The 20,702-nt window shown below is 43.1% G+C and carries 17 protein-coding genes; 6 read left to right on the forward strand and 11 right to left on the reverse strand.

Going from position 1 to position 20,702, the window contains the following annotated elements; genetic code table 11:
* Window positions 1-10: 10 nt before the first annotated feature.
* The 4 genes from R7E51_RS04210 to topA form a co-directional block, all read right to left on the reverse strand.
* Entirely contained in the window at window positions 11-814 is an 804-nt protein-coding gene (locus R7E51_RS04210; protein ID WP_017820032.1) for an alpha/beta fold hydrolase, read from the reverse strand.
* Between the two features lie 109 nt (window positions 815-923).
* Entirely contained in the window at window positions 924-2,381 is a 1,458-nt protein-coding gene (gene glgA / locus R7E51_RS04215; RefSeq protein ID WP_206957392.1) for a glycogen synthase GlgA, read from the reverse strand.
* Complete coding sequence (glgC, locus tag R7E51_RS04220) at window positions 2,371-3,588, reverse strand: glucose-1-phosphate adenylyltransferase (RefSeq protein WP_017634726.1); 1,218 nt, start codon at window positions 3,586-3,588, stop codon at window positions 2,371-2,373. Before glgC ends, glgA begins: the two co-directional genes overlap by 11 nt.
* Window positions 3,589-4,196: 608 nt before the next feature.
* A complete protein-coding gene (gene topA / locus R7E51_RS04225; RefSeq protein WP_005378351.1) occupies window positions 4,197-6,827 on the reverse strand; it encodes a type I DNA topoisomerase in 2,631 nt (876 codons plus the stop codon).
* 434 nt (window positions 6,828-7,261) lie between these two features.
* On the opposite strand from topA, the gene R7E51_RS04230 reads away from it, so the two are divergent.
* Window positions 7,262-7,510 (forward strand): YciN family protein, encoded by a 249-nt coding sequence (locus R7E51_RS04230; RefSeq protein ID WP_005387884.1) that lies wholly within the window; start codon window positions 7,262-7,264, stop codon window positions 7,508-7,510.
* A gap of 63 nt (window positions 7,511-7,573) precedes the next feature.
* Here the strand turns inward: R7E51_RS04230 and aroA are convergent, their stop codons facing one another.
* Both aroA and R7E51_RS04240 read right to left on the reverse strand, forming a co-directional pair.
* Window positions 7,574-8,854 carry a 3-phosphoshikimate 1-carboxyvinyltransferase gene (gene aroA / locus R7E51_RS04235; RefSeq protein WP_005387883.1) on the reverse strand — a complete coding sequence of 427 codons (1,281 nt, stop codon included), beginning with the start codon at window positions 8,852-8,854 and terminating at the stop codon, window positions 7,574-7,576.
* Window positions 8,855-9,144: 290 nt separating this feature from the next.
* Window positions 9,145-9,621: a glycine zipper 2TM domain-containing protein gene (locus R7E51_RS04240; protein WP_005378348.1), complete on the reverse strand. Its 477-nt coding sequence runs from the start codon at window positions 9,619-9,621 to the stop codon at window positions 9,145-9,147.
* A gap of 39 nt (window positions 9,622-9,660) precedes the next feature.
* On the opposite strand from R7E51_RS04240, the gene aat reads away from it, so the two are divergent.
* The 3 genes from aat (at window position 9,661) to infA (ending at window position 11,366) form a co-directional block, all read left to right on the forward strand.
* On the forward strand, window positions 9,661-10,368 hold the full coding sequence (gene aat, locus R7E51_RS04245; RefSeq protein ID WP_005378347.1) for a leucyl/phenylalanyl-tRNA--protein transferase: 708 nt from the start codon (window positions 9,661-9,663) through the stop codon (window positions 10,366-10,368).
* Entirely contained in the window at window positions 10,365-11,066 is a 702-nt protein-coding gene (locus R7E51_RS04250; protein WP_047100846.1) for an arginyltransferase, read from the forward strand. Before aat ends, R7E51_RS04250 begins: the two co-directional genes overlap by 4 nt.
* 81 nt (window positions 11,067-11,147) lie before the next feature.
* Window positions 11,148-11,366: a translation initiation factor IF-1 gene (gene infA, locus R7E51_RS04255; protein ID WP_001040192.1), complete on the forward strand. Its 219-nt coding sequence runs from the start codon at window positions 11,148-11,150 to the stop codon at window positions 11,364-11,366.
* Window positions 11,367-11,501: 135 nt separating this feature from the next.
* On the opposite strand, the gene clpA is transcribed toward infA, so the two are convergent.
* Entirely contained in the window at window positions 11,502-13,769 is a 2,268-nt protein-coding gene (gene clpA / locus R7E51_RS04260) for an ATP-dependent Clp protease ATP-binding subunit ClpA (RefSeq protein ID WP_005387879.1), read from the reverse strand.
* A gap of 50 nt (window positions 13,770-13,819) precedes the next feature.
* Window positions 13,820-14,140, reverse strand: coding sequence for an ATP-dependent Clp protease adapter ClpS (gene clpS / locus R7E51_RS04265; protein ID WP_005378419.1), 321 nt, complete (start codon window positions 14,138-14,140; stop codon window positions 13,820-13,822).
* Window positions 14,141-14,847: 707 nt separating this feature from the next.
* Here clpS and cspD point away from each other — a divergent pair.
* Window positions 14,848-15,066 carry a cold shock domain-containing protein CspD gene (gene cspD / locus R7E51_RS04270; protein ID WP_005378407.1) on the forward strand — a complete coding sequence of 73 codons (219 nt, stop codon included), beginning with the start codon at window positions 14,848-14,850 and terminating at the stop codon, window positions 15,064-15,066.
* Between the two features lie 185 nt (window positions 15,067-15,251).
* On the opposite strand, the gene R7E51_RS04275 is transcribed toward cspD, so the two are convergent.
* The gene (locus R7E51_RS04275) at window positions 15,252-17,477 is read right to left on the reverse strand and encodes an NADP-dependent isocitrate dehydrogenase (protein ID WP_005378404.1); all 2,226 of its coding nucleotides are present in this window, start codon (window positions 17,475-17,477) and stop codon (window positions 15,252-15,254) included.
* A 311-nt stretch (window positions 17,478-17,788) separates the two neighbouring features.
* On the opposite strand from R7E51_RS04275, the gene R7E51_RS04280 reads away from it, so the two are divergent.
* Complete coding sequence (locus R7E51_RS04280; protein WP_206957394.1) at window positions 17,789-18,490, forward strand: pseudouridine synthase; 702 nt, start codon at window positions 17,789-17,791, stop codon at window positions 18,488-18,490.
* An 85-nt stretch (window positions 18,491-18,575) separates the two neighbouring features.
* On the opposite strand, the gene R7E51_RS04285 is transcribed toward R7E51_RS04280, so the two are convergent.
* A complete protein-coding gene (locus R7E51_RS04285; RefSeq protein ID WP_206957396.1) occupies window positions 18,576-19,253 on the reverse strand; it encodes a DUF2057 family protein in 678 nt (225 codons plus the stop codon).
* 76 nt (window positions 19,254-19,329) lie between these two features.
* Entirely contained in the window at window positions 19,330-20,409 is a 1,080-nt protein-coding gene (locus tag R7E51_RS04290; protein ID WP_005378424.1) for a porin, read from the reverse strand.
* Window positions 20,410-20,702: the final 293 nt, after the last annotated feature.

The following is a 20,702-nucleotide window of genomic DNA, read 5'->3' on the forward strand; positions in this document are numbered from 1 at the left end:
GCACTCAGTTTTAAGCACATACAGCTTGCTGTTTAATAAACTCGATGGAGTGTTGATTGAAGTCTTCTGGACGCTCTACATTGCATACATGACCACAATTCGGGATTTCTCGTAGAATGCTGAGCTTATGTGCTGCAACCATTTCTTTGACAGGTTTAATAAACATGTAATCCCTGTCGCCCATTAAGTAAAGAGTCGGAATGGGTAACTCTCGATCTTTAAAATATTTCATTAACGGATTTACATCAGCGGCAAGAATAAACCAACGTTTAAATTCTTTTTGGCAAAGCTTCTTGGCTTCGCGAATAAAAAGGTGGCGAGATTCTCGTTGGCTTCTTTGAGGCATAACAATATAAGCGAACAGTTTGTAGAGCCACATGTACGGTAGGATATGCTTACAAAAATTACCTAATTTCACCAATATCTGAGAACGAGTGTTAAGCCTTGTGACAGCACCGCCGAGCACCATCGAACGTACGCGCTCTGATGACAATTCAGCAAGGTTTCGAACAATAATAGTACCAAGCGACATACCGACAAAATGAGCGGATTGGATCTTTAAATGGTCCAATACTTTCAAAATATCTTGGGTAACTTCCGTAAAGGTATAACGGCTAGCAATGAGCTCTTTAAGTAACTGATTTGACTTTCCATGACCTCTTAAATCGATCAGCAATAAGTTAAAGTGTTGCTTGTAAGCTTTAATTTGCTTGAACCAGATAGAAGAGCTACCACCAGCACCGTGCACAAATACAACCCACTCATTACTAGTAGGGTGCAAATAGGTTTTATGAAAAAGTAGCGGCTGGGTCATATTGAGTATCAAAAAGATCGTGCTATTGAGTAAAAAGCCATCCTACCACACTCCCCTTACTCAAGATAATAAAGGCACCTCATTCGGTGCCTTTCGTTACAATTTTAAGTCAAACTAACGCTGAGTGGTAAAGCTGCAAATAAGATTCTGCGGCCTTTTGCCAACAAAAGTCTTGTTGCATCGCGTGCAACTGTACTTTATTCACTTCAGGCTCGTTTTGAGCGTAGAGCAACAGTGCCCTTAGCATCGTTAACAACAATGCCTTCGGTGTCGGTTCGAAAAAAACAAACCCCGTTGCTTCAGATGGGTTTACATCATAATCGCTAACGCTGTCCTTTAAGCCACCAACACCGCGTACTATCGGTAATGTCCCATAAGCCATACTATAGATTTGGTTTAAGCCACATGGTTCAAACTCAGAAGGCATCAAGAAGAAATCCGAACCAGCTTCAACGATATGCGCAAGTTCATTGTCATACGCTTCTACAAAGGCAAATTTGCTAGAAAACTGCGCGGCAACCTCTCGTAACTGAGCGGCAAGAACAGGGTCTCCGGTCCCAACGACAACTAGCTGAACATCGTGCTTTAAAAAATCGGCCAAAGCAGGCAACAAGTAATGAACGCCTTTCTGCTGGGTCAACCGACAAACCATACCGAACATAGCTACATTTTTTTCGGGCAAATTTAGTCGTTGTTGTAATGCTTTTTTACAAGCTTTCTTCCCTTGCGACATACTTTGCTGGTCGGCGCAGTAATTAACCGGCAAGTAGGTATCAGTTTCCGGATTCCAAGCGCTGTAATCACAACCATTCAAGATGCCGACTAAGTCCTGCGCACGTTGCTGAAACTCCCAAGCCATGCCGTGACTGCCAAGCTCTGTTTTTAGTTCCTCTGAGTACGTAGGGCTAACCGCGTTTATCTTATCTGCATTCATTACACCAGCTTTAAGCATCGTAATATGCGTTGCACTCACCGCAGCATCGGGAACGTTTCTACAATGAAACTCTGGCAAACACTGCACGTCTTCATAACTAAATACGCCTTTAAAGACCGCATTGTGAATTGAAATGACGCTTTTAGTATGAGCAAAAAACGGATCATTGCCATACCTGTGCTTGAGCAAAAATGGAACAAGACCTGTGTGCCAATCGTTCGCGTGTATGATATTAGGTTGAAAGGCGAGCTTGGGTAACATATCGAGACATGCTGCACTAAAAAACGCAAAGCGCTCGCCGTTATCAGTATACGCTTGGTTGTTCTCCGCATACATTGATGGTCGATTGAAATACGGCGGACAATCAATCAGGTAAACAGGATTTTGACCTAACATGAGCCGCAAAACTCGATACTCCGTATGCGGCCATGATGTTAATTCTGTTTCTAATACAACTTCTGCGTCTGCGAGTTTATCAATACTGCTGTACGCAGGGATGGTAATTCTTACGTCTTGCTGTAGGTTTTGAAGGGCTTCCGGTAGTGCCTTGGCAACATCTGCCAAGCCACCACTTTTAATGAGGCCTTCAACCTCAGAAGCTACAAACAGAATAGATAAGTTGTTAGTAGCCAACTCGAGCTCCTTTCGGAATAACAACAATGCCCTCCTCAGACACGTGGAAGTGTTTTTTATCTTCTTGAAGATTCACACCAATCTGAGTACCAGGAGCAATATCGGCATCCTTGTCGACAATCACACGACGTAAAACACATCCTTCGCCAATTTTTACGTCACCAAGAAGTATACATTCGCTGATATCGCAAGCAGAAGCAATATTACTGCGAAAACCAAGCACCGACTTTTCGATTCTTGAGCCTCTAACATAGCTGCCATTACACACTAAACTATCGATTATCTGCACACGACCATTATCAGAGTCGGTAAATGTCGCAGGTGGCAATGGTGGGTAGTAGGTATGCAACGGCCATTTACGGTTGTACAGCGAAAATGGTGCATCTTTTTCTAGCAGATCCATATGCGCTTGCCAGTACGCATCAATAGTTCCGACATCACGCCAGTACACCTCTTCTTTTTCGCCACTGATTTTGTTGGTACTGAAGTCATACACGAACACATCACCTCTAGGGAACATCTTTGGAATGATGTCCTTTCCAAAATCATGTGATGAAGCTTCATTATCCGCATCTTCGACCAACTCTGAGAACAGTACCTGAGCTTCAAAAACATAGTTACCCATTGAAACTAAAGCGTAATCAGGGTCCCCAGGAATCGACTTCGGATTTGCTGGTTTTTCTTCAAAGCCAATCATACGACCTTCACTATCCACTTCGATAACCCCAAATTGCGACGCCTCTTTTAGTGGCATGCGCAATGCAGATACCGTCAGAGAAGCCTGCTTTTCTGAGTGGAAGTTCAGCATTTGTTTGATATCCATCTTATAGATATGGTCAGAGCCAAAAATACAAACTTGCTCTGGTTCCTCTAACTCCATAAAACGCAGGTTTTGATAGATCGCGTCCGCCGTCCCTTCGTACCAACGTTTACCAGTACGCATTTGAGCGGGAATAGGATCGATAAAGCGGTCTGTAATGCCGTTGATGTTCCACCCCTTTTTTAAGTGATGGAATAAAGATTGAGATTTAAATTGGGTTAGGACGTAAATGCGCATCAGATCCGCATTAACAAAATTGTTTAGAGCAAAATCGATCAATCGATAACTACCACCAAACGGTACCGAAGGTTTACTGCGAGATTCCGTTAAAGGTCTCAAACGAGAGCCTTCACCGCCAGCAAGAATCATTCCCAAAACACCAGCCATTTGTTGTTCTCCATATCGTTATAGCTTGGATTTGGTACTCGCTTGAATGAGTCATACTCGGGGAGTCAAGCGAATACATTTAGCAACCGTCTCTGAGTTTCTGTGAACTCTTACAACACGGATAAAAAAGCTACGGCACTTCCAGTATGCAACGTCCACTCTTTCCTTATTTTTTGACGCAAACAATGCACACAGTTGCACTAATTTTTGTAATAAATTATCTAAGCGGGTTCTAAATTACAATTTTTAATACGCCATTCTGTGTACCATACAGCTCTTGCGTACTCAAGACGATATCTAGATCACACATGGAAAAGCAAACGATTACATTGTGAAAACAATTTACGAACGGATTCACTACACCGCCGATTTTTTAGCCCAATGTATAACAAATATGTGAATGCAAAATGAAAGTTACAACGAATATTTTTTACATAAAAAATACATCAGCGACCAAGAAATATTGATGCTGGGATCTTCTCGCGTCAGCAAAACTCAGTCAAAGCAGCAAAGATCTATACGAACAACACAGTGGCCTTTACGCAAAAACAAAACGCAAAAAAGGCAGCGATATCGCTGCCTTTTTACATTACTTAGATCGTACGTTTTTATGCTTTCGCTTTTTTACGCTTATCAGTGACTTCCCACTTACCGTCAACAAAGAGCGCTGTCCAACCAGATGGTTTGCCATTCTCTTCCGAACGAACATAGTTCTCTTTTGTTTTGCGACTAAAGCGTACGACTGCAGGACGACCATCAGGATCTTCTTGCGGTGCGGTCGCTAGGTATTTGAACTTCTCAGGTAAACGCTCTTCAAAACGTGCCAGTTCAGCAACCAAAGGAGCACGTGTCTCGCGCGATTTCGGGAAATTGCTTGCCGCCATAAATAGACCCGAAGCACCATCACGAAGTACGAAATACGCATCTGAGTTTTCACATGGCAACTCGGGGAAATGAACAGGATCTTCTTTCGGGGGCGCGACTTCGCCATTCTTCAAGATCTTACGAGTGTTCTTACACGTTTCGCTCGTACAATCCATGTATTTACCAAAGCGACCGTTCTTAAGCACCATATCAGAGCCACATTTGTCACATTCAACAACTGGACCATCGTAGCCTTTTACTTTGAACTCGCCGTATTCAACAAGGTAGCCTTCACAGTTCGGGTTATTACCACAAACATGCATCTTACGCTTGTCATCAATCAGGTATGCGTCCATAGCTGTTTCACAGATCGGACAACGCTTTTTAGCACGAAGAGCTGCGGTTTCAACGTCTTCTTCTAGAACGTTAATAATACCTTCTTCGTCACCCAAGTTGATGGTTGTCTTACAACGCTCTTTTGGTGGTAACGCGTAACCTGAACAGCCTAAGAACACACCTGTTGAAGCAGTACGGATGCCCATTGGACGGCTACACGTCGGACACTCGATATCCGTCATGACGATGTGGTTTAACTTCATACCGCCTTCTGACTCATCCAGCTCCGCTTTTTCAAGATCGCCAGTAAAATCAGCAAAGAAGTTGTCTAACACAGCTTTCCAGTTCACTTCACCTTCAGCGATTTGGTCCAATTTCTGTTCCATACGCGCAGTAAAGTCGTAGTTCATCAAATCGTTAAAGCTGTCATCAAGGCGGTCAGTAACAATTTCACCCATTTTTTCAGCGTAGAAACGGCGCTGATCAACTTTCACGTAGCCACGATCTTGAATCGTAGAAATGATCGATGCGTAAGTCGACGGACGACCAATGCCTCGTTTCTCCAGCTCTTTAACCAGTGCTGCTTCAGTGTAGCGCGCAGGTGGCTTTGTAAAGTGCTGTTTAGGGTCAAGTGACTCTAAGCTTAGCTTATCGCCAAGTTGTACCGCTGGAAGGATTGTATCCTCGTTTTTGCCCATTGGACGCTGTACACGAGTCCAGCCGTCAAATTTAAGGATACGGCCTTTCGCTTTAAGCGTGTATTCTGCCGCTTTTACGCTGATGGTTGTTGAATCGTATTCTGCTGGCGTCATTTGACACGCTACAAACTGATTCCAAATCAAAGCGTAAAGTTTGTGCGCATCAGCATCGACACCTTGCAGGTCTTCCGCCTTAACACCCACATTTGAAGGACGGATCGCTTCGTGCGCTTCCTGTGCCCCTTCTTTGCTACCGTACGTCAATGGTTTCGCTGGCAGGTACTTATCACCAAACTCAGAACCAATAAAGTCACGTACAGCGTCCACAGCCTCGGCACTTAGGTTAGTCGAGTCAGTACGCATGTAAGTGATGTAACCGGCCTCATAGAGGCGCTGAGCTAGCATCATGGTCTTTTTCACGCCGTAGCCCAGACGTGTACTCGCTGCCTGTTGAAGCGTAGAGGTGATGTAAGGTGCTGAAGGCTTGCTCTTTGTAGGACGGTCTTCACGCTTACATACTTCGTAACTTGCATTCTCAAGTACAGACATCGCTGCTTTGGTTTCTGCCTCATTAACTGGCTTAAACGCAGAACCGTCTTTCTGCGCAACAAGCAGTTTAAAGTCCGCTTTGTCTTTCGTTTTCGTATTCGCATGAATGTCCCAGAATTCTTCTGGTACAAACGCGTTAATCTCACGCTCACGCTCAACTAACAATTTCACCGCAACAGACTGCACTCGACCAGCAGATAAGCCACGAGCCACTTTTTTCCAAAGTAAAGGTGAAACCATAAAACCAACGACACGGTCCATGAAGCGACGTGCTTGTTGGGCATTTACACCATCCATGTTCAGCTCGCCAGGTGTCTGGAAAGCTTGTTGGATCGCGTTTTTCGTAATTTCGTTAAAAACTACACGTTTGTATCGCTCTTCATCGCCACCGATGATCTCACGAAGGTGCCATGCGATTGCTTCCCCTTCGCGGTCCAAATCGGTTGCGAGATAAACGCAATCTGCGTCTTTGGCGAGTTTTTGTAGTTCGTTGACAACTTTTTCTTTGCCTGGAAGGATTTGGTAATTCGCTTCCCAGTCATGATATGGGTTAATCCCCATTTTTTTGATCAACGCTTTGCGGTCTTTCTCTTTTTTAACGCGCGCTTTCTCTTCCGGACTCATCCCTTTAGTTGAGATGGCTGCGGCTTTTTTCTCACCAGTGCTTTGACCGGCCGTAGGCAGATCACGCACATGACCAACACTAGACTTAACAATAAAGTCTTTACCAAGGTACTTATTTATCGTCTTTGCCTTGGCTGGTGACTCCACTATAACGAGTGATTTACCCATAACTGACTCTAACGTCCTTCATAATAATGCGGGTAGAAACCTTGTTTAAAGGCCACCCGCATAATGTTCTATTTCATTGCTTCTTTTTTTACTATTGTGCGAGATGAAAAGAAGATCAACTGCTTTTTTGAAATTCAGATCCGATTGGTTGACAATTCATCGTCTTTATACTTCAAAGAGACAGGGTTCTGAAAGGTATTGAGCGGCATATCTAAACAGGCAAACTTAGCATCCGCTAATCCAATGCAATAAATTTTGTTACCCATCACAAAATAGTTTGGTTCAATGCTCTGCCATCTTCCTCCGCATCATGCTTATACTCTAAAAATTGATCTGTTTAGTCTTACTGAACGATTGACTGAATTAATCATGCAAACCCATTTTAGTTGTAGGTATACTCAGCATTCTTAACTAAATAGAATGGTAGAAAGAATATGTCTGATAGAACGTTTATCGAAGAGTTCGACCTTCTTTTGATCGCTAACCAAATCATCCAAGAGCACGATGATTACATCGAGGGAATGCGAGCAACAAGTGTAGAAGAAAAAGAAGGTGTTTTAGTTTTTAAAGGTGAATACTTCCTTGATGACAAAGGTTTACCAACTTCAAATACGACTGCAGTATTCAATATGTTCAAATACTTAGCGCATCACCTTTCTAAGGAATTTACGCTGGTTAAATAGTATTGGGAAACAAAAAAGCCAGAGTGTTATTCACTCTGGCTTTTTTGTTTTAGGTCAGAATATTTAGCAGCTTAAAGCCTTAAGTTTGTCGAAGTAGTCAGGGAACGTTTTCGACGTACACTTTGGATCGTTAATCGTCACAGGCGTATCACTAAGTGCCACCAGCGAAAAACACATCGCCATTCGATGATCATCGTAAGTATCAATCGCAGCATGCTTTAACTGAGAGACAGGTTTGACGATGATGTAGTCTTCCCCTTCTTCCACTTCCGCACCGACTTTACGTAACTCAGTCGCCATAGCTGACAAACGGTCTGTTTCTTTTACACGCCAGTTATAAACGTTACGAATAGCGGTAGTGCCTTCGGCAAATAGCGCTGTTGTCGCGATGGTCATTGCAGCATCAGGGATATGGTTGTAATCCATATCGATGCCTTTCAATTGACCAACACGTGAAATTACGTAGTCATCACCCCATTCAATTTCTGCACCCATTTTTTCAAGCGCATCAGCAAATTGAATATCACCTTGAATGCTGTTTTTACCGATACCCGTGACTTTAACTTCTCCACCTTTGATGGCTGCCGCCGCCAAGAAGTAAGAAGCAGAAGACGCGTCACCTTCAACCAAGAAATCACCTGGAGCAATGTATTGCTGACCGGCTGGGATCACAAACTCTTGATAGTCGTTGTTGATCACATCGACTCCAAACTGCTTCATGATATGCAGGGTGATATCGATATAAGGCTTAGAAACCAAATCGCCTTCGATGTTGATGCGAATTTCACCTTCAGCCAATGGCGCAGACATTAAGAAAGCGGTCAAGAACTGACTTGAAATGGACCCATCGATAGAAACTGTACCTGCTTTTAGGCCAGTACCAATTATTTTGAGAGGCGGAAAGTTCTCGTTTTCCATGTACTCAACGTTCGCACCAGCATCTTTCAGTGCCGTGACAAGGTGACCAATTGGACGCTCTTTCATACGAGGTTCGCCCGTCAGTACATACTCCCCTTCTCCAAGACAAAGAGCCGCAGCTAATGGTCGCATCGCAGTGCCAGCATTGCCGAGAAATAACTCTACCGGCTCTGAGACAGAAAACGGACGCCCAAGGCCTTCAACGAGACATTCTGTTTTATCTTCGGAAAGTTGGTATTGAACGCCTAGTTTAGTCAGCGCATTCAGCATATGACGAATATCATCACTGTCGAGGAGATTAGTAAGGCGAGTTCTGCCTTTAGCAAGAGCAGCAAGTAAAAGAGCTCGATTAGAAACACTTTTAGAGCCAGGAAGGTTCACTTCCCCTTGAATTTTATTGATAGGTTGTAACGTTAGGCTTTCCATTAAAAGTTGATAATCCTTTGTGCCCTCAACATACGATTTTTTATGAGGGCTAAACAATTCTTCGTGAATTCAGACTACCCAAAAAAACACGACAAAACCAGAGTAAATCGGCGCTAATTTATGAATATCCTCAAGCAGCCTAAAGATACAGAATTAAAGGCATTGCCAGCGATGTAAATCAGAGCGAAAGAAGCAAGGCGAAACAGCAAACTATTTCGACTTTATTTGACGATAAGCCAGCCCGACTGTACATGCCTGATTAGGCTTCGTTAGACTAAAACAACCTAGGGTTAATAAGTGATATCAACCCTGACTCCATCATCAAAATATAAAATACGAACTTCATCCCCTCGACTAAATAACATATTTTTATCAACATCTTGGATGACATTAATTAGCTTATCACCCTTCACTTTGATGAGTAGCTCAACTAACTTATATTCAACCGTGTATTGGTAATTACTTTGGTTTTGAGCAACTGCGGCACCTGCAAGCGCACCCACTGCCGTCGCGACTTCTCTTCCCGTACCGCCACCAAATTGATTACCGACTAAACCACCGATAGTGGCACCAAGTAGTGTCTTCCAACCGTTACTTTTCGATTGAACAACCTCTTGTTGAGTAATATAACGGACAGAGTCAATCTTCCCGTAAACTACTTCATTAACTGGCTTGGCAACATTTCTTTCATAGGCTGCGTTGGCGACAAGTGGTAAAAACAGTATGATCCCAAGCCATACTTTTACGATATTTCTTAACCAGGTCATCATAAACTCCTCTGACTCCAATGTTGGTAACGACTTCTTATGGCTATTTATTTAACTGAACTCGATGAAACGTTCAACTTCCCCTCACCCTATAAAGCACTCAGCGACCCCAATGGTTTGCTGGCTTTTGGTGGTGACTTAAACCCCATGAGAATCCTCAATGGTTACTATCAAGGCATTTTCCCTTGGTATGGTCCTGGTGAACCTATTTTATGGTGGAGCCCTTCTCCGCGCGCTGTGTTTGACCCATTGCAGTTTAAGCCATCTAAAAGTCTCAAAAAGTTTCAGCGTAAACATAACTATAAAGTAACACTCAATTTCGCGACAGAAGAAGTGATTAGACTATGTTCTTCAACACGCCCTGCAGAGGAAACATGGCTCAACGAGGAAATGCAAACTTCCTACATTGAGTTAGCCAAACTTGGTCACTGTCACTCTGTAGAAGTATGGCATGACAACAACCTGATTGGCGGACTATATGGCATTTGCGTGGGCCAACTTTTTTGCGGGGAGTCGATGTTTAGCCTAAAAGATAACGCATCCAAAATTGCATTGTGGTACTTATGCAACCATTTGGCGTCAAAGCAAGGTCAATTAATCGATTGCCAAGTTATGAATTCTCACTTGGCATCACTTGGCGCATTTGAACTTGAGCGTGACGAATTTATGCAAAAACTACTATCTTTAAGAGAAAAGCAAACACTATTTGATGCCTATCAGCCCCAAGTTTTGCAGGATTCAGTATGAGTACGGATATACAACATATTCGAATAGGGTTGACGAATAATCACCCTTGTAGTTATTTGCCTGAACGGCAAGAGCGGGTTGCGGTGGCGCTTGATGAAAGGCTGCATACTGAAGAAAATTACCAGTTGCTCATGGCTAACGGTTTTCGTCGTAGCGGAGATACCATATATAAACCGCATTGCGAGCATTGCACCGCTTGCCAGCCAATTCGAGTCTCGATTCCAGACGTTAGATTATCAAAAAGTCAGAAGAGGCTGCTTAATAAAGCACAGTCTTTACGCTGGGAAATGAAACCTGAAATGGATGAGGAATGGTTTGAGCTTTACAGTCGGTACATCTGCAAACGGCATAGAAACGGCACTATGTACCCACCAAAGCGTGATGAGTTTGCTCGATTTGCTCAAACCAGCTGGCTGACAACGTCGTTTTTACACATTTACGATGAATCAGATCAATTGCTCGCCATTGCAGTGACAGATTTGATGCCACAATGCTCGAGTGCTTTTTATACTTTTTTTGACCCTGACTACGAGTTATCTCTTGGCACGTTAGCAGTGCTTTATCAAATTAAATACTGCCAAGAAAACAAACAACAGTGGCTATATTTGGGATATCAGATTGATGAGTGCCCAGCAATGAGCTACAAAACACGCTTTCAACGCCACCAAAGGCTAGTAAATCAGCGTTGGCGAGGGTAGAATACGCCTCAACTTTACATAATTACTATTTAGCGGCAGAATATAGCCCGCTAATATTGCCTAATTTCTAAAGAGGATTAAATGGCTAAAGAAGACGTAATCGAGATGCAAGGCACTGTCCTTGACACTCTACCAAACACTATGTTCCGTGTTGAACTTGAAAACGGTCACGTTGTGACTGCTCACATCTCTGGCAAGATGCGTAAGAACTACATCCGTATCCTAACGGGTGACAAAGTAACTGTAGAGATGACTCCATACGACCTGTCAAAAGGCCGCATCGTCTTCCGCGCTCGTTAATCTCTGATTTTCGGATGCAATAAAAAACGGAGCAAGCTGCTCCGTTTTTTATTGCACAATTTTTTCCGATTTAGTTCAGATAAAAAAAAGCGTACGATCTTCTCGTACGCTTTTGCGTTTGTTACCGACTAACGATTAATGCATCGCTGTCTCTTTCTCACTTAAGTATTCAAACTCAAGCGTATCGTTGACCAGCGTTACCTTCACTGTACCGCCGTCAACTAAAGATCCAAACAACAGTTCGTTAGCCAAAGGCTTCTTAAGCTGTTCTTGGATAACACGCCCCATTGGGCGAGCCCCCATAGCTTTGTCATAACCTTTATGTGCTAACCAATGGCGAGCGTCTTGCGATACTTCCATTGAAACGCCTCTCGCATCAAGTTGCACTTGCAGTTCAACAATGAACTTATCAACCACTTGATGGATAACGCTTTCATCAAGGCTGTTAAACCAGATGATGTTATCAAGACGGTTACGGAACTCAGGAGTAAACACCTTCTTAATTTCCGCCATTGCATCATGACTGTTGTCTTGTTGAATCAAACCAATTGATTTCTTCTCGGTTTCCGCCACTCCTGCGTTAGTTGTCATAACAAGAATGACATTACGGAAGTCTGCTTTGCGACCATTGTTGTCCGTTAGCGTACCGTTATCCATGACTTGCAACAGCAGGTTAAAGATATCAGGGTGCGCTTTTTCAATCTCATCAAGTAATACGACTGAATGTGGGTGCTTAATAACAGCATCAGTTAGCAAACCACCTTGGTCATAACCGACATAACCAGGAGGCGCACCAATTAAGCGACTTACGGAGTGACGCTCACCATACTCAGACATATCAAAACGAAGTAGCTCGATACCTAGAAGCTTAGATAACTGCACCGTCACCTCTGTTTTACCAACCCCTGTTGGGCCTGCAAACAAGAATGAACCAACAGGTTTGTTGTCTACACCTAAACCTGCACGTGTCAGCTTGATCGCCTCGGATAATGCATCAATCGCATTATCTTGACCGAATACCAACATCTTCATTTTGCTATCTAAGTTTTTCAAAATGTCTTTATCTGAAGAAGAAACCGACTTCTCTGGAATTCGCGCCATTTTGGCAACCATTGATTCGATATCAGCCACTCCGACCGTTTTTTTACGACGGCTTGCAGGAGCAAGACGACTACGAGCACCAGCTTCATCAATGACATCAATGGCCTTATCTGGTAGATGGCGTTCATTAATGTATTTAGCCGACAGTTCTACCGCGGCACGCAGTGCTTTATTGGTATAACGTACTTCATGGTGAGCTTCGTACTTCGGCTTCAAGCCCATCAAGATTTTAGTTGTATCATCCAATGAGGGCTCTACAACGTCTATCTTTTGGAAACGGCGAGACAGCGCACGCTCTTTCTCGAAAATGTTGCTGTATTCTTGGTATGTCGTCGAACCAATACAACGCAACTTACCACTACTTAAAAGAGGCTTAATAAGATTTGCTGCATCGACTTGACCACCAGATGCCGCGCCTGCACCGATGATGGTATGTATTTCATCGATGAACAAAATGGCATCTTCTTCTTTTTCAAGTTGTTTCAAAATCGCCTTGAAGCGCTTTTCAAAATCACCGCGATATTTGGTACCAGCGAGCAAAGAGCCAATATCTAGTGAATAAATCACGCTGTTTTGAATGACCTCAGGGACCTGCCCTTCAACAATTCTCCATGCAAGACCTTCCGCAATGGCTGTTTTACCAACCCCTGCCTCACCCACTAGTAGGGGATTATTCTTGCGGCGTCGACAAAGTACCTGAATAGTGCGCTCTAACTCTTTATCACGTCCAATGAGTGGGTCGATGTTTCCATCTTTAGCGACTTGATTAAGATTCGTCGCAAAGCTTTCTAGGCGTTCTTCAGAATTAGGCTCTTCAACACTTTCTGAGCTAAACGAGTCTGATGATGAATCCTCACCTGCACCTGATGCTTTAGTAATACCGTGGGAGATGAAATTAACAATATCTAATCGGGAGATGTCATTTTTCTTCAGTAGGTAAGCGGCATGCGACTCTTGCTCACTGAAGATAGCAACAAGCACGTTGGCGCCTGTTACTTCATTACGACCAGACGACTGTACATGAAAGACGGCGCGTTGTAGTACACGTTGAAAACTCAAAGTCGGCTGCGTTTCACGCGTCTCATCACTATCTGGGATAAGAGGCGTAGTTTGATCGATGAAAATATCGAGTTCGTTGCGTAAAGCGTCAAGATCCGCCTTACAAGCTAGAAGGGCTTCCTTAGCTGCATCATTTTCCAACAATGCAAGTAGGAGGTGTTCGACAGTCATAAACTCGTGGCGTTTGTCGCGCGCCCGAGCAAATGCACCGTTAAGGCTTGACTCTAGTTCTTTATTTAGCATAAGTACCTCCCGAAAAAACAACTGGGGTTGTTCGAGCAAGTCTTCTTTGTTTACGCTTGCTCCATAGTGCAAAGTAGCGGATGTTCATTTTCCCTTGCGTACATCGTAACTTGCGCTACTTTTGTTTCGGCAATTTCTGCGCTGTATGTGCCGCAGATTGCCTTTCCTTCATAGTGGACCTGAAGCATGATTTGAGTTGCTTTATCAATATCATGTGAGAAAAATCGCTCAAGCACCTCTATGACGAAATCCATAGGTGTATAGTCATCATTATTGAGTACGACATTGTACAGCTTAGGTGGCTGGACTTTCGTACTTTCTCGCTCCAGAAGATCAGAGTCCGGAGTGACCCATTCAAAATTTTTACTCATGGCAATCTAAAGATATCGTATCAAAGGGTTGATGTTTTCGACCTATAAAAACAATCTACCACAAGCGTGCAGCGCGGTGTAGTGAGTTATGGCACCGAATTCGATCTTTGATCGATAAAAGTTGCTACCTAATATAGAGACTAATGCACGTCTTGATACGGCGCAAATAAAAGATGCTTGTCGATAAGTTACACATTTTTTCTTATAAAAGAACTTTCTATTTATTGCTTTCGGACTATTGCAAACCACCCCATCATCTTCTACCTGGATCACACATCCTCATTGAGAATACGGTAATTATCACGAAAACTTCATTTTTTATTCAGTTAGAGGATTCTTCTCCCATAAGCAACACGGACAGTATGGCTTTTTAAGTATGAGCCACTTCATAGGCAAATTGACTAAACTTCTGCGTATATACGAAAAACTGTTTGCAAATTTGTTAATCTCAAAAGTGATTTGTTTTCAATTATGTTTCTGTTTGTTGCTCACTGCTATTGACTGTCGAAATTCATTGACTACAGTGGAAAGTGTCGATGCATAAATCATCATTTTGAAACCTCTCTTCTTTAAGTGGTTTTTTGATGAATGTGACTTATCATTGATTTGACGTTTGTTGGCATTCGCTGACAATGGTAGTACCAAGTTAAAGGTATAACTTGGTTGCAGTAACAACATCAGTAAAAAATGCATGAGGGATGTAAAGCATGGCTACAGGTACAGTAAAGTGGTTTAACAATGCCAAAGGATTTGGGTTTATTTGTTCAGATGAAGAAGAGGGAGATATCTTTGCCCACTACTCAACTATCCAGATGGACGGTTATCGTACACTGAAAGCAGGCCAACAAGTCTCTTACGAGATTGAAAAAGGTCCCAAAGGCTGTCACGCGAGTAGCGTCGTGCCTCTTGAAGGCCAAGCCAAATAATTAGAGCGCTGTCGAAATATAAAAATATTGCTCTCGAAACGCCACGTTGATGTTTTGAAGAGAAAAATAAACCCGCCAAGATAGCGGGTTTCTTACTATTTAGAGCACGTGTTACAAAAGGAACACTTACAACGCACTTACAGGATAGGAAACACGCCGAAAACGACGTGTTTTTTAACACTAACTTACTTGTTAATGATTGCGTTAAAGGTTTCGCTTGGACGCATCAATTTAGAAACCAATGCATCGTCTAGTAAGTAGTAACCTCCTAGCTCACCTTTCACGCCTTGCGCATTATTTAGCTCAGCAACGATCGTTTCTTCCTGCTCTGACAGCGCTTTTGCAATTGGTGCAAATTCAGCAGCAAGATCCGCATCATCCGTTTGCTCTGAAAGCGCTTTCGCCCAGTAAAGTGCAAGATAGAAGTGGCTTCCACGGTTATCTAGCTCACCCACTTTGCGTGACGGAGATTTGTTGGTGTCTAAAAACTCACCGGTCGCTTTATCTAGTGTATCTGCGAGAACCTGAGCCTTAGGATTGTTTGTCGCTACACTTAAATGCTCTAACGAAGCTGCAAGCGCTAGGAACTCGCCCAAAGAATCCCAACGAAGGTGATTCTCTTTTTCTACTTGTTGAACGTGCTTAGGAGCAGAACCACCAGCGCCTGTTTCAAATAGACCACCACCATTCATCAATGGAACAATAGATAGCATCTTAGCAGACGTACCTAACTCTAGAATTGGGAACAAGTCTGTTAGGTAGTCACGAAGAACATTACCTGTAACAGAGATAGTATCTAGGCCCGCTTTCATACGCTCTAGTGAGTACTTACAAGCTTCAACAGGAGATAGGATCTTAATCTCTAGACCGTCAGTATCGTGATCTGGTAGGTAGGCGTTTACTTTCTTGATGAGCTCAGCATCGTGCGCGCGGTTTTCATCTAGCCAGAATACAGCTGGAACACCTGTTGCACGTGCGCGAGTCACTGCTAGTTTAACCCAATCTTGGATTGGTGCGTCTTTAACCTGACACATACGGAAGATATCACCTTCTTCAACCGCTTGCTCTAACAGTACGTTACCTGAAGCATCAACAACGCGAACAGTACCCGCAGCGTCTAGAATGAATGTCTTGTCGTGAGAACCATACTCTTCAGCTTTCTGAGCCATTAGACCAACGTTAGGTACGCTACCCATAGTGGTTGGATCAAATGCGCCGTGCTCTTTACAGAAATCAATAACCGCTTGGTAAATACCTGCGTAGCTACGATCTGGAATCATCGCTTTGGTGTCTTTTTGTTTACCATCTGGTCCCCACATTTGACCCGAAGAGCGAAGCATTGCTGGCATAGAAGCATCTACAATAATGTCACTTGGTACATGTAAGTTTGTGATACCACGATCAGAGTCAACCATCGCAAGTTCTGGTTGAGTTTGGTAAACCGCTTGAATGGCCGCTTCAATTTCTGCTTTTTGCGCTTCAGGTAGAGACTCAATTTTTGAGTAAACATCACCGATGCCATTGTTTACATCAACGCCTAGCTCTTCAAACAGCTTACCGTACTTATCGAAAACGTCTTTGTAGTAAACTTTTACGGCATGGCCGAAAATGACAGGGTCAGAAACTTTCATCATCGTCGCTTTCATATGAAGAGACAGCAGCACGTCTTGTGCTTTCGCTTCAGCAATCTCTTTCTCGAAAAATTCAACCAACGCCTTCTTCTTCATTACTGAAGTATCAATGACTTCTTTATCTAGTAATGGGAATGCAGACTTAAGCTCTTTAACTGTACCATCATTACCGACAAACTCGATTTTGACCTCTGTTGCACCAGAGATAGTTGTAGACTTTTCGCTACCAAAGAAATCATTGTCTGACATGCTCGCAACATGAGACTTAGATTCTGCTGACCATGCACCCATTGAGTGTGGGTTTTTCTTCGCATAGTTCTTAACCGAAGTCGGAGCACGACGGTCTGAGTTACCTTCACGAAGTACTGGGTTAACCGCACTACCTTTGATTTTGTCGTAAGCCGCTTTAATCGCTTTCTCTTCGTACGTGCTCGGCTCTTCTGGGTAGTTTGGTAAATCGTAACCTTTCGCCTGAAGCTCTTTAATCGCCGCTTTAAGCTGAGGAACTGAAGCTGAAATGTTAGGTAGCTTGATGATATTTGCTTCTGGAGTTTGAGCTAGTTCACCAAGCTCAGTCAACGCATCGCCAATGCGCTGTTCTTCTTTTAGATGCTCTGGGAAGTTAGCGATAATTCGACCTGCTAGTGAAATATCACGAGTATCTACATTGATGCCAGACGATGCTGTGAATGATTGAATGATTGGTAGTAATGAATAAGTTGCTAGCGCCGGCGCTTCATCAGTGATGGTGTAGATAATTGTAGGTTTTTCTGTAGGCATGAAATTTCCCTATTTTTTAATCAACTTGTTGGCTGATCAACTCAGCGTCTGAGTTGGTTTAATTGACGCATTGCTGCACGTTAGCAGTACATGTCTCCTCACTAACGCCACATGCGGTTCGCACTCTTTGTTGTAGTTTGAAGCTCTAAGCTCTGAATCCATGAGTGCACTGATATAATTAAACAAATAACACGAATTAGTCTATCATTCTGTGCGCGTTTGTTAGTTTTAGGCGCGCAAATCATATCCGATCATGAGAAAACTTAAAACTTTCAAACACAGTTCATTTACATTTTTGCAGGGTAGTTAACATGTCATCTCGTACAGGTCAGGAAAAAGGTCGCAGTCGTAACCAGTCTAAAACGGGCCATTTTAAACACTCAGGAGCTCGCAATGGTTCGAAGACTCGTACTCAGCAAGACCGCCGCCCTAATCGCCCAACAAAAAGCCAAAAGCCAAAAGTGGCCCCTAAAGAACGTAAAGTCATTATTTTCAATAAGCCTTACGATACGCTCAGTCAATTTACCGATGGCGATGGTCGCAAAACGTTAGCGGACTATATCCCAATCAAAAATGTCTATGCGGCTGGCCGATTGGACCGAGACAGCGAAGGTTTGATGGTACTCACTAACGATGGCATCTTGCAGGCGAAGTTAACGCAGCCAAAGTCAAAATCGCCGAAGACTTATTGGGTTCAAGTCGATGGCGCTCCTCAGGAGCAAGATCTTGAAAAATTGAGGAAGGGAGTAGAGCTAAAAGATGGTATGACTCTACCAGCCGAAGTTGAAGTTATTCCAGAACCACAAGTCTGGGACAGAACGCCTCCGGTTCGTTTTCGCGCAAATATCCCTACCACTTGGTTAGCCATTACCATTATCGAAGGAAGAAATCGTCAGGTGCGTCGCATGACTGCGCACATTGGCTTCCCTACTTTGCGCCTCATTCGTCATTCGATGGGTGATATCGTCCTTAACGACCTAATGCCTGGTGAATGGAGAGAAATCTCTCTCTAATAAGCAGAAAAGATAAAAGCAGGCTTAAAGCCTGCTTTTTAGATTCGTACTTTTTCAGTTAAGCCCTATCTAATGAACTAAGGGATTACTGCTCAGCAAGCCAGTTTTTAAATGCCTCTTTTTCCGCCGGAGACGCTTTCTGGTACATAGTCTTTAATACATCAACCATTGGGCTGTCGTTCGATGCGGCTGTTGAACGGGTATCACTAGTCTCAACTCGAGGCTCGATATCACTTACTGATTGTTGATGCTGATTCACAGTTACATAACTAACGGCAACACTCGCGATACCGCCAGCAATATTGTAGTTACGAGATTCTTGAGGGTAATTACGACCAATTTGAACACCATCTGACTCTAATACATCTTCGACCAAAGCAATAGGTTGGCCTTTGGTATCCAGTAATTGCCAATCTAGAGGCGAGATGTTGTTTTGCGCTTGGCGAAGAGTTTTAAACTCTGGCAGTTCAAACGTTAGCTTTTCGTTTTCAGCATCAAATTTAGCAACGATTACATCACTGTAAACCGTCTTAAGGTTTTCGTTAATTTCGAATGTAGGTTGATATTTGAAGACAATTTGATTCGTTCCGTCAGGTAGTTCGATTGTCTTCTCACTAGAAAAAAGACCACCTTCTAGCTCTGGCTTCTCCATGTTGACGGCCAATAACTTCACGTCTTCTGGAACCACTAAAGTCGCTGCAGCGTAGAGGTTTGTACTGGCAAAAATAGACAGTGCCATTGCCACTTTTAATGATAACTGCATAGAATTTTTCATCCTTATCTTCATAGTAAAAGACCCAGCATATAGCTGGGTCTTACAATATCAAACTGGGTATTGATTACCAGTAGAAACGAGCACCAACACCGAAGTTAGTTGCGTCGTCTGTGTCTTTGTTGTCGAAGTCAGTACCTTCGAAAGTGTAACCCGCTTCTGCGAATACACGTGCCCATTTAGAGAACTTGTATTCAACACCAGCGTAGAACCAAGAAGAGTCTGCGTCTACTTTACCTGCTTCGTCAGTAGACTGAGCTAGGTACTCGTAACCAGAGTATAGAGTTGTTTTAGGAGCAACAGCGAACATACCAGCTACAACGATGTAGTGTGAATCAACTGTTGATTTACCTAGCTTATCTTCGTTTTCGTTGTAGTAGTACGTAGCACCTAGAGTGTGCTCGTTTAGTGCGTACTCAGCAGTTACTTCAAAAGATAGGTTTTCGTTATCAGTACGCTCTGTGTGAGAAACTGTTTGCTCTACACCATTAAGAACTAGTTTTTTCTCTTTAGTTACGTTGATGTCGTTGTTCGCAGTAAGTACACCAGCGTGTAGAGATAGGTCGTTGAAAGATTTACCAACGAATACTTCTAGTACTTCTTCGTTAGAATCTTTTTCGCCTAGCGCGTAACCAGCTTTTAGCCAGAATGCGTCATTTTCGTAAGCGTATTTGATTTGAGAATCGTTGTTCCAAGCGTGACCGTATGCAGTTTCCGCTGCGTTACCACCGAAGAAGTAAGAGTAATCTGCGAAGTATACGTCATCAGCCCAAGTACCTTCTTTACCGAAGCGAAGAGTACCCATATCACCCATATCAAAGCCGATGATGTGGCGACGTACGTATACAGAGTCATCTGTACGCTCGCTTGAATCAGCACCTGCGTCGTAGTTGTCACCTAGAGCAACACCGATTTCAACTTCACCCAGAACTTTTAGGCTTTCGTCAACAACGTAAACCGCGTTCACACCAGTACGAGAAGAGCTAGTGTTTAGCTCTGCTGTGTGATCAGTTTTTTCTGTGAATAGAAGAGTTGGACGTAGCTGACCGTAGAAATCTACAGAACCTTCTTCAGATTTGAATACTTCAGCTGCGTTCACTGAAGTTGCAGACGCAACTACAGCTAGTGCTAATAGAGTTTTTTTCATAATTAATCCACTGCCTTTTCTTAGTTCGGGATATCCTTGTCCGGTTCCCTTTTTTTATATGTTTGAGGTAGAGCGTTAACAAAACGTTATACAGCACCTCCTCAAAATCTGGAGCTAAGAGTGCAAAAGATTATTCTGGCTGTCAAATTTTCTAAATACCAATGTAAAAAAAACAAAATACCATTACAAAACAACAACTTGATAAGTTTACCTTTATTTATTCGACGAACATCTAACCAATCCCCGTTATTATTTGTAATTTACAAAATTATTAGCAAATGGTTTTTTAATCC

This window comes from Vibrio sp. Vb1166, from assembly GCF_033338695.1.
Classification (GTDB): domain Bacteria; phylum Pseudomonadota; class Gammaproteobacteria; order Enterobacterales; family Vibrionaceae; genus Vibrio; species Vibrio alginolyticus.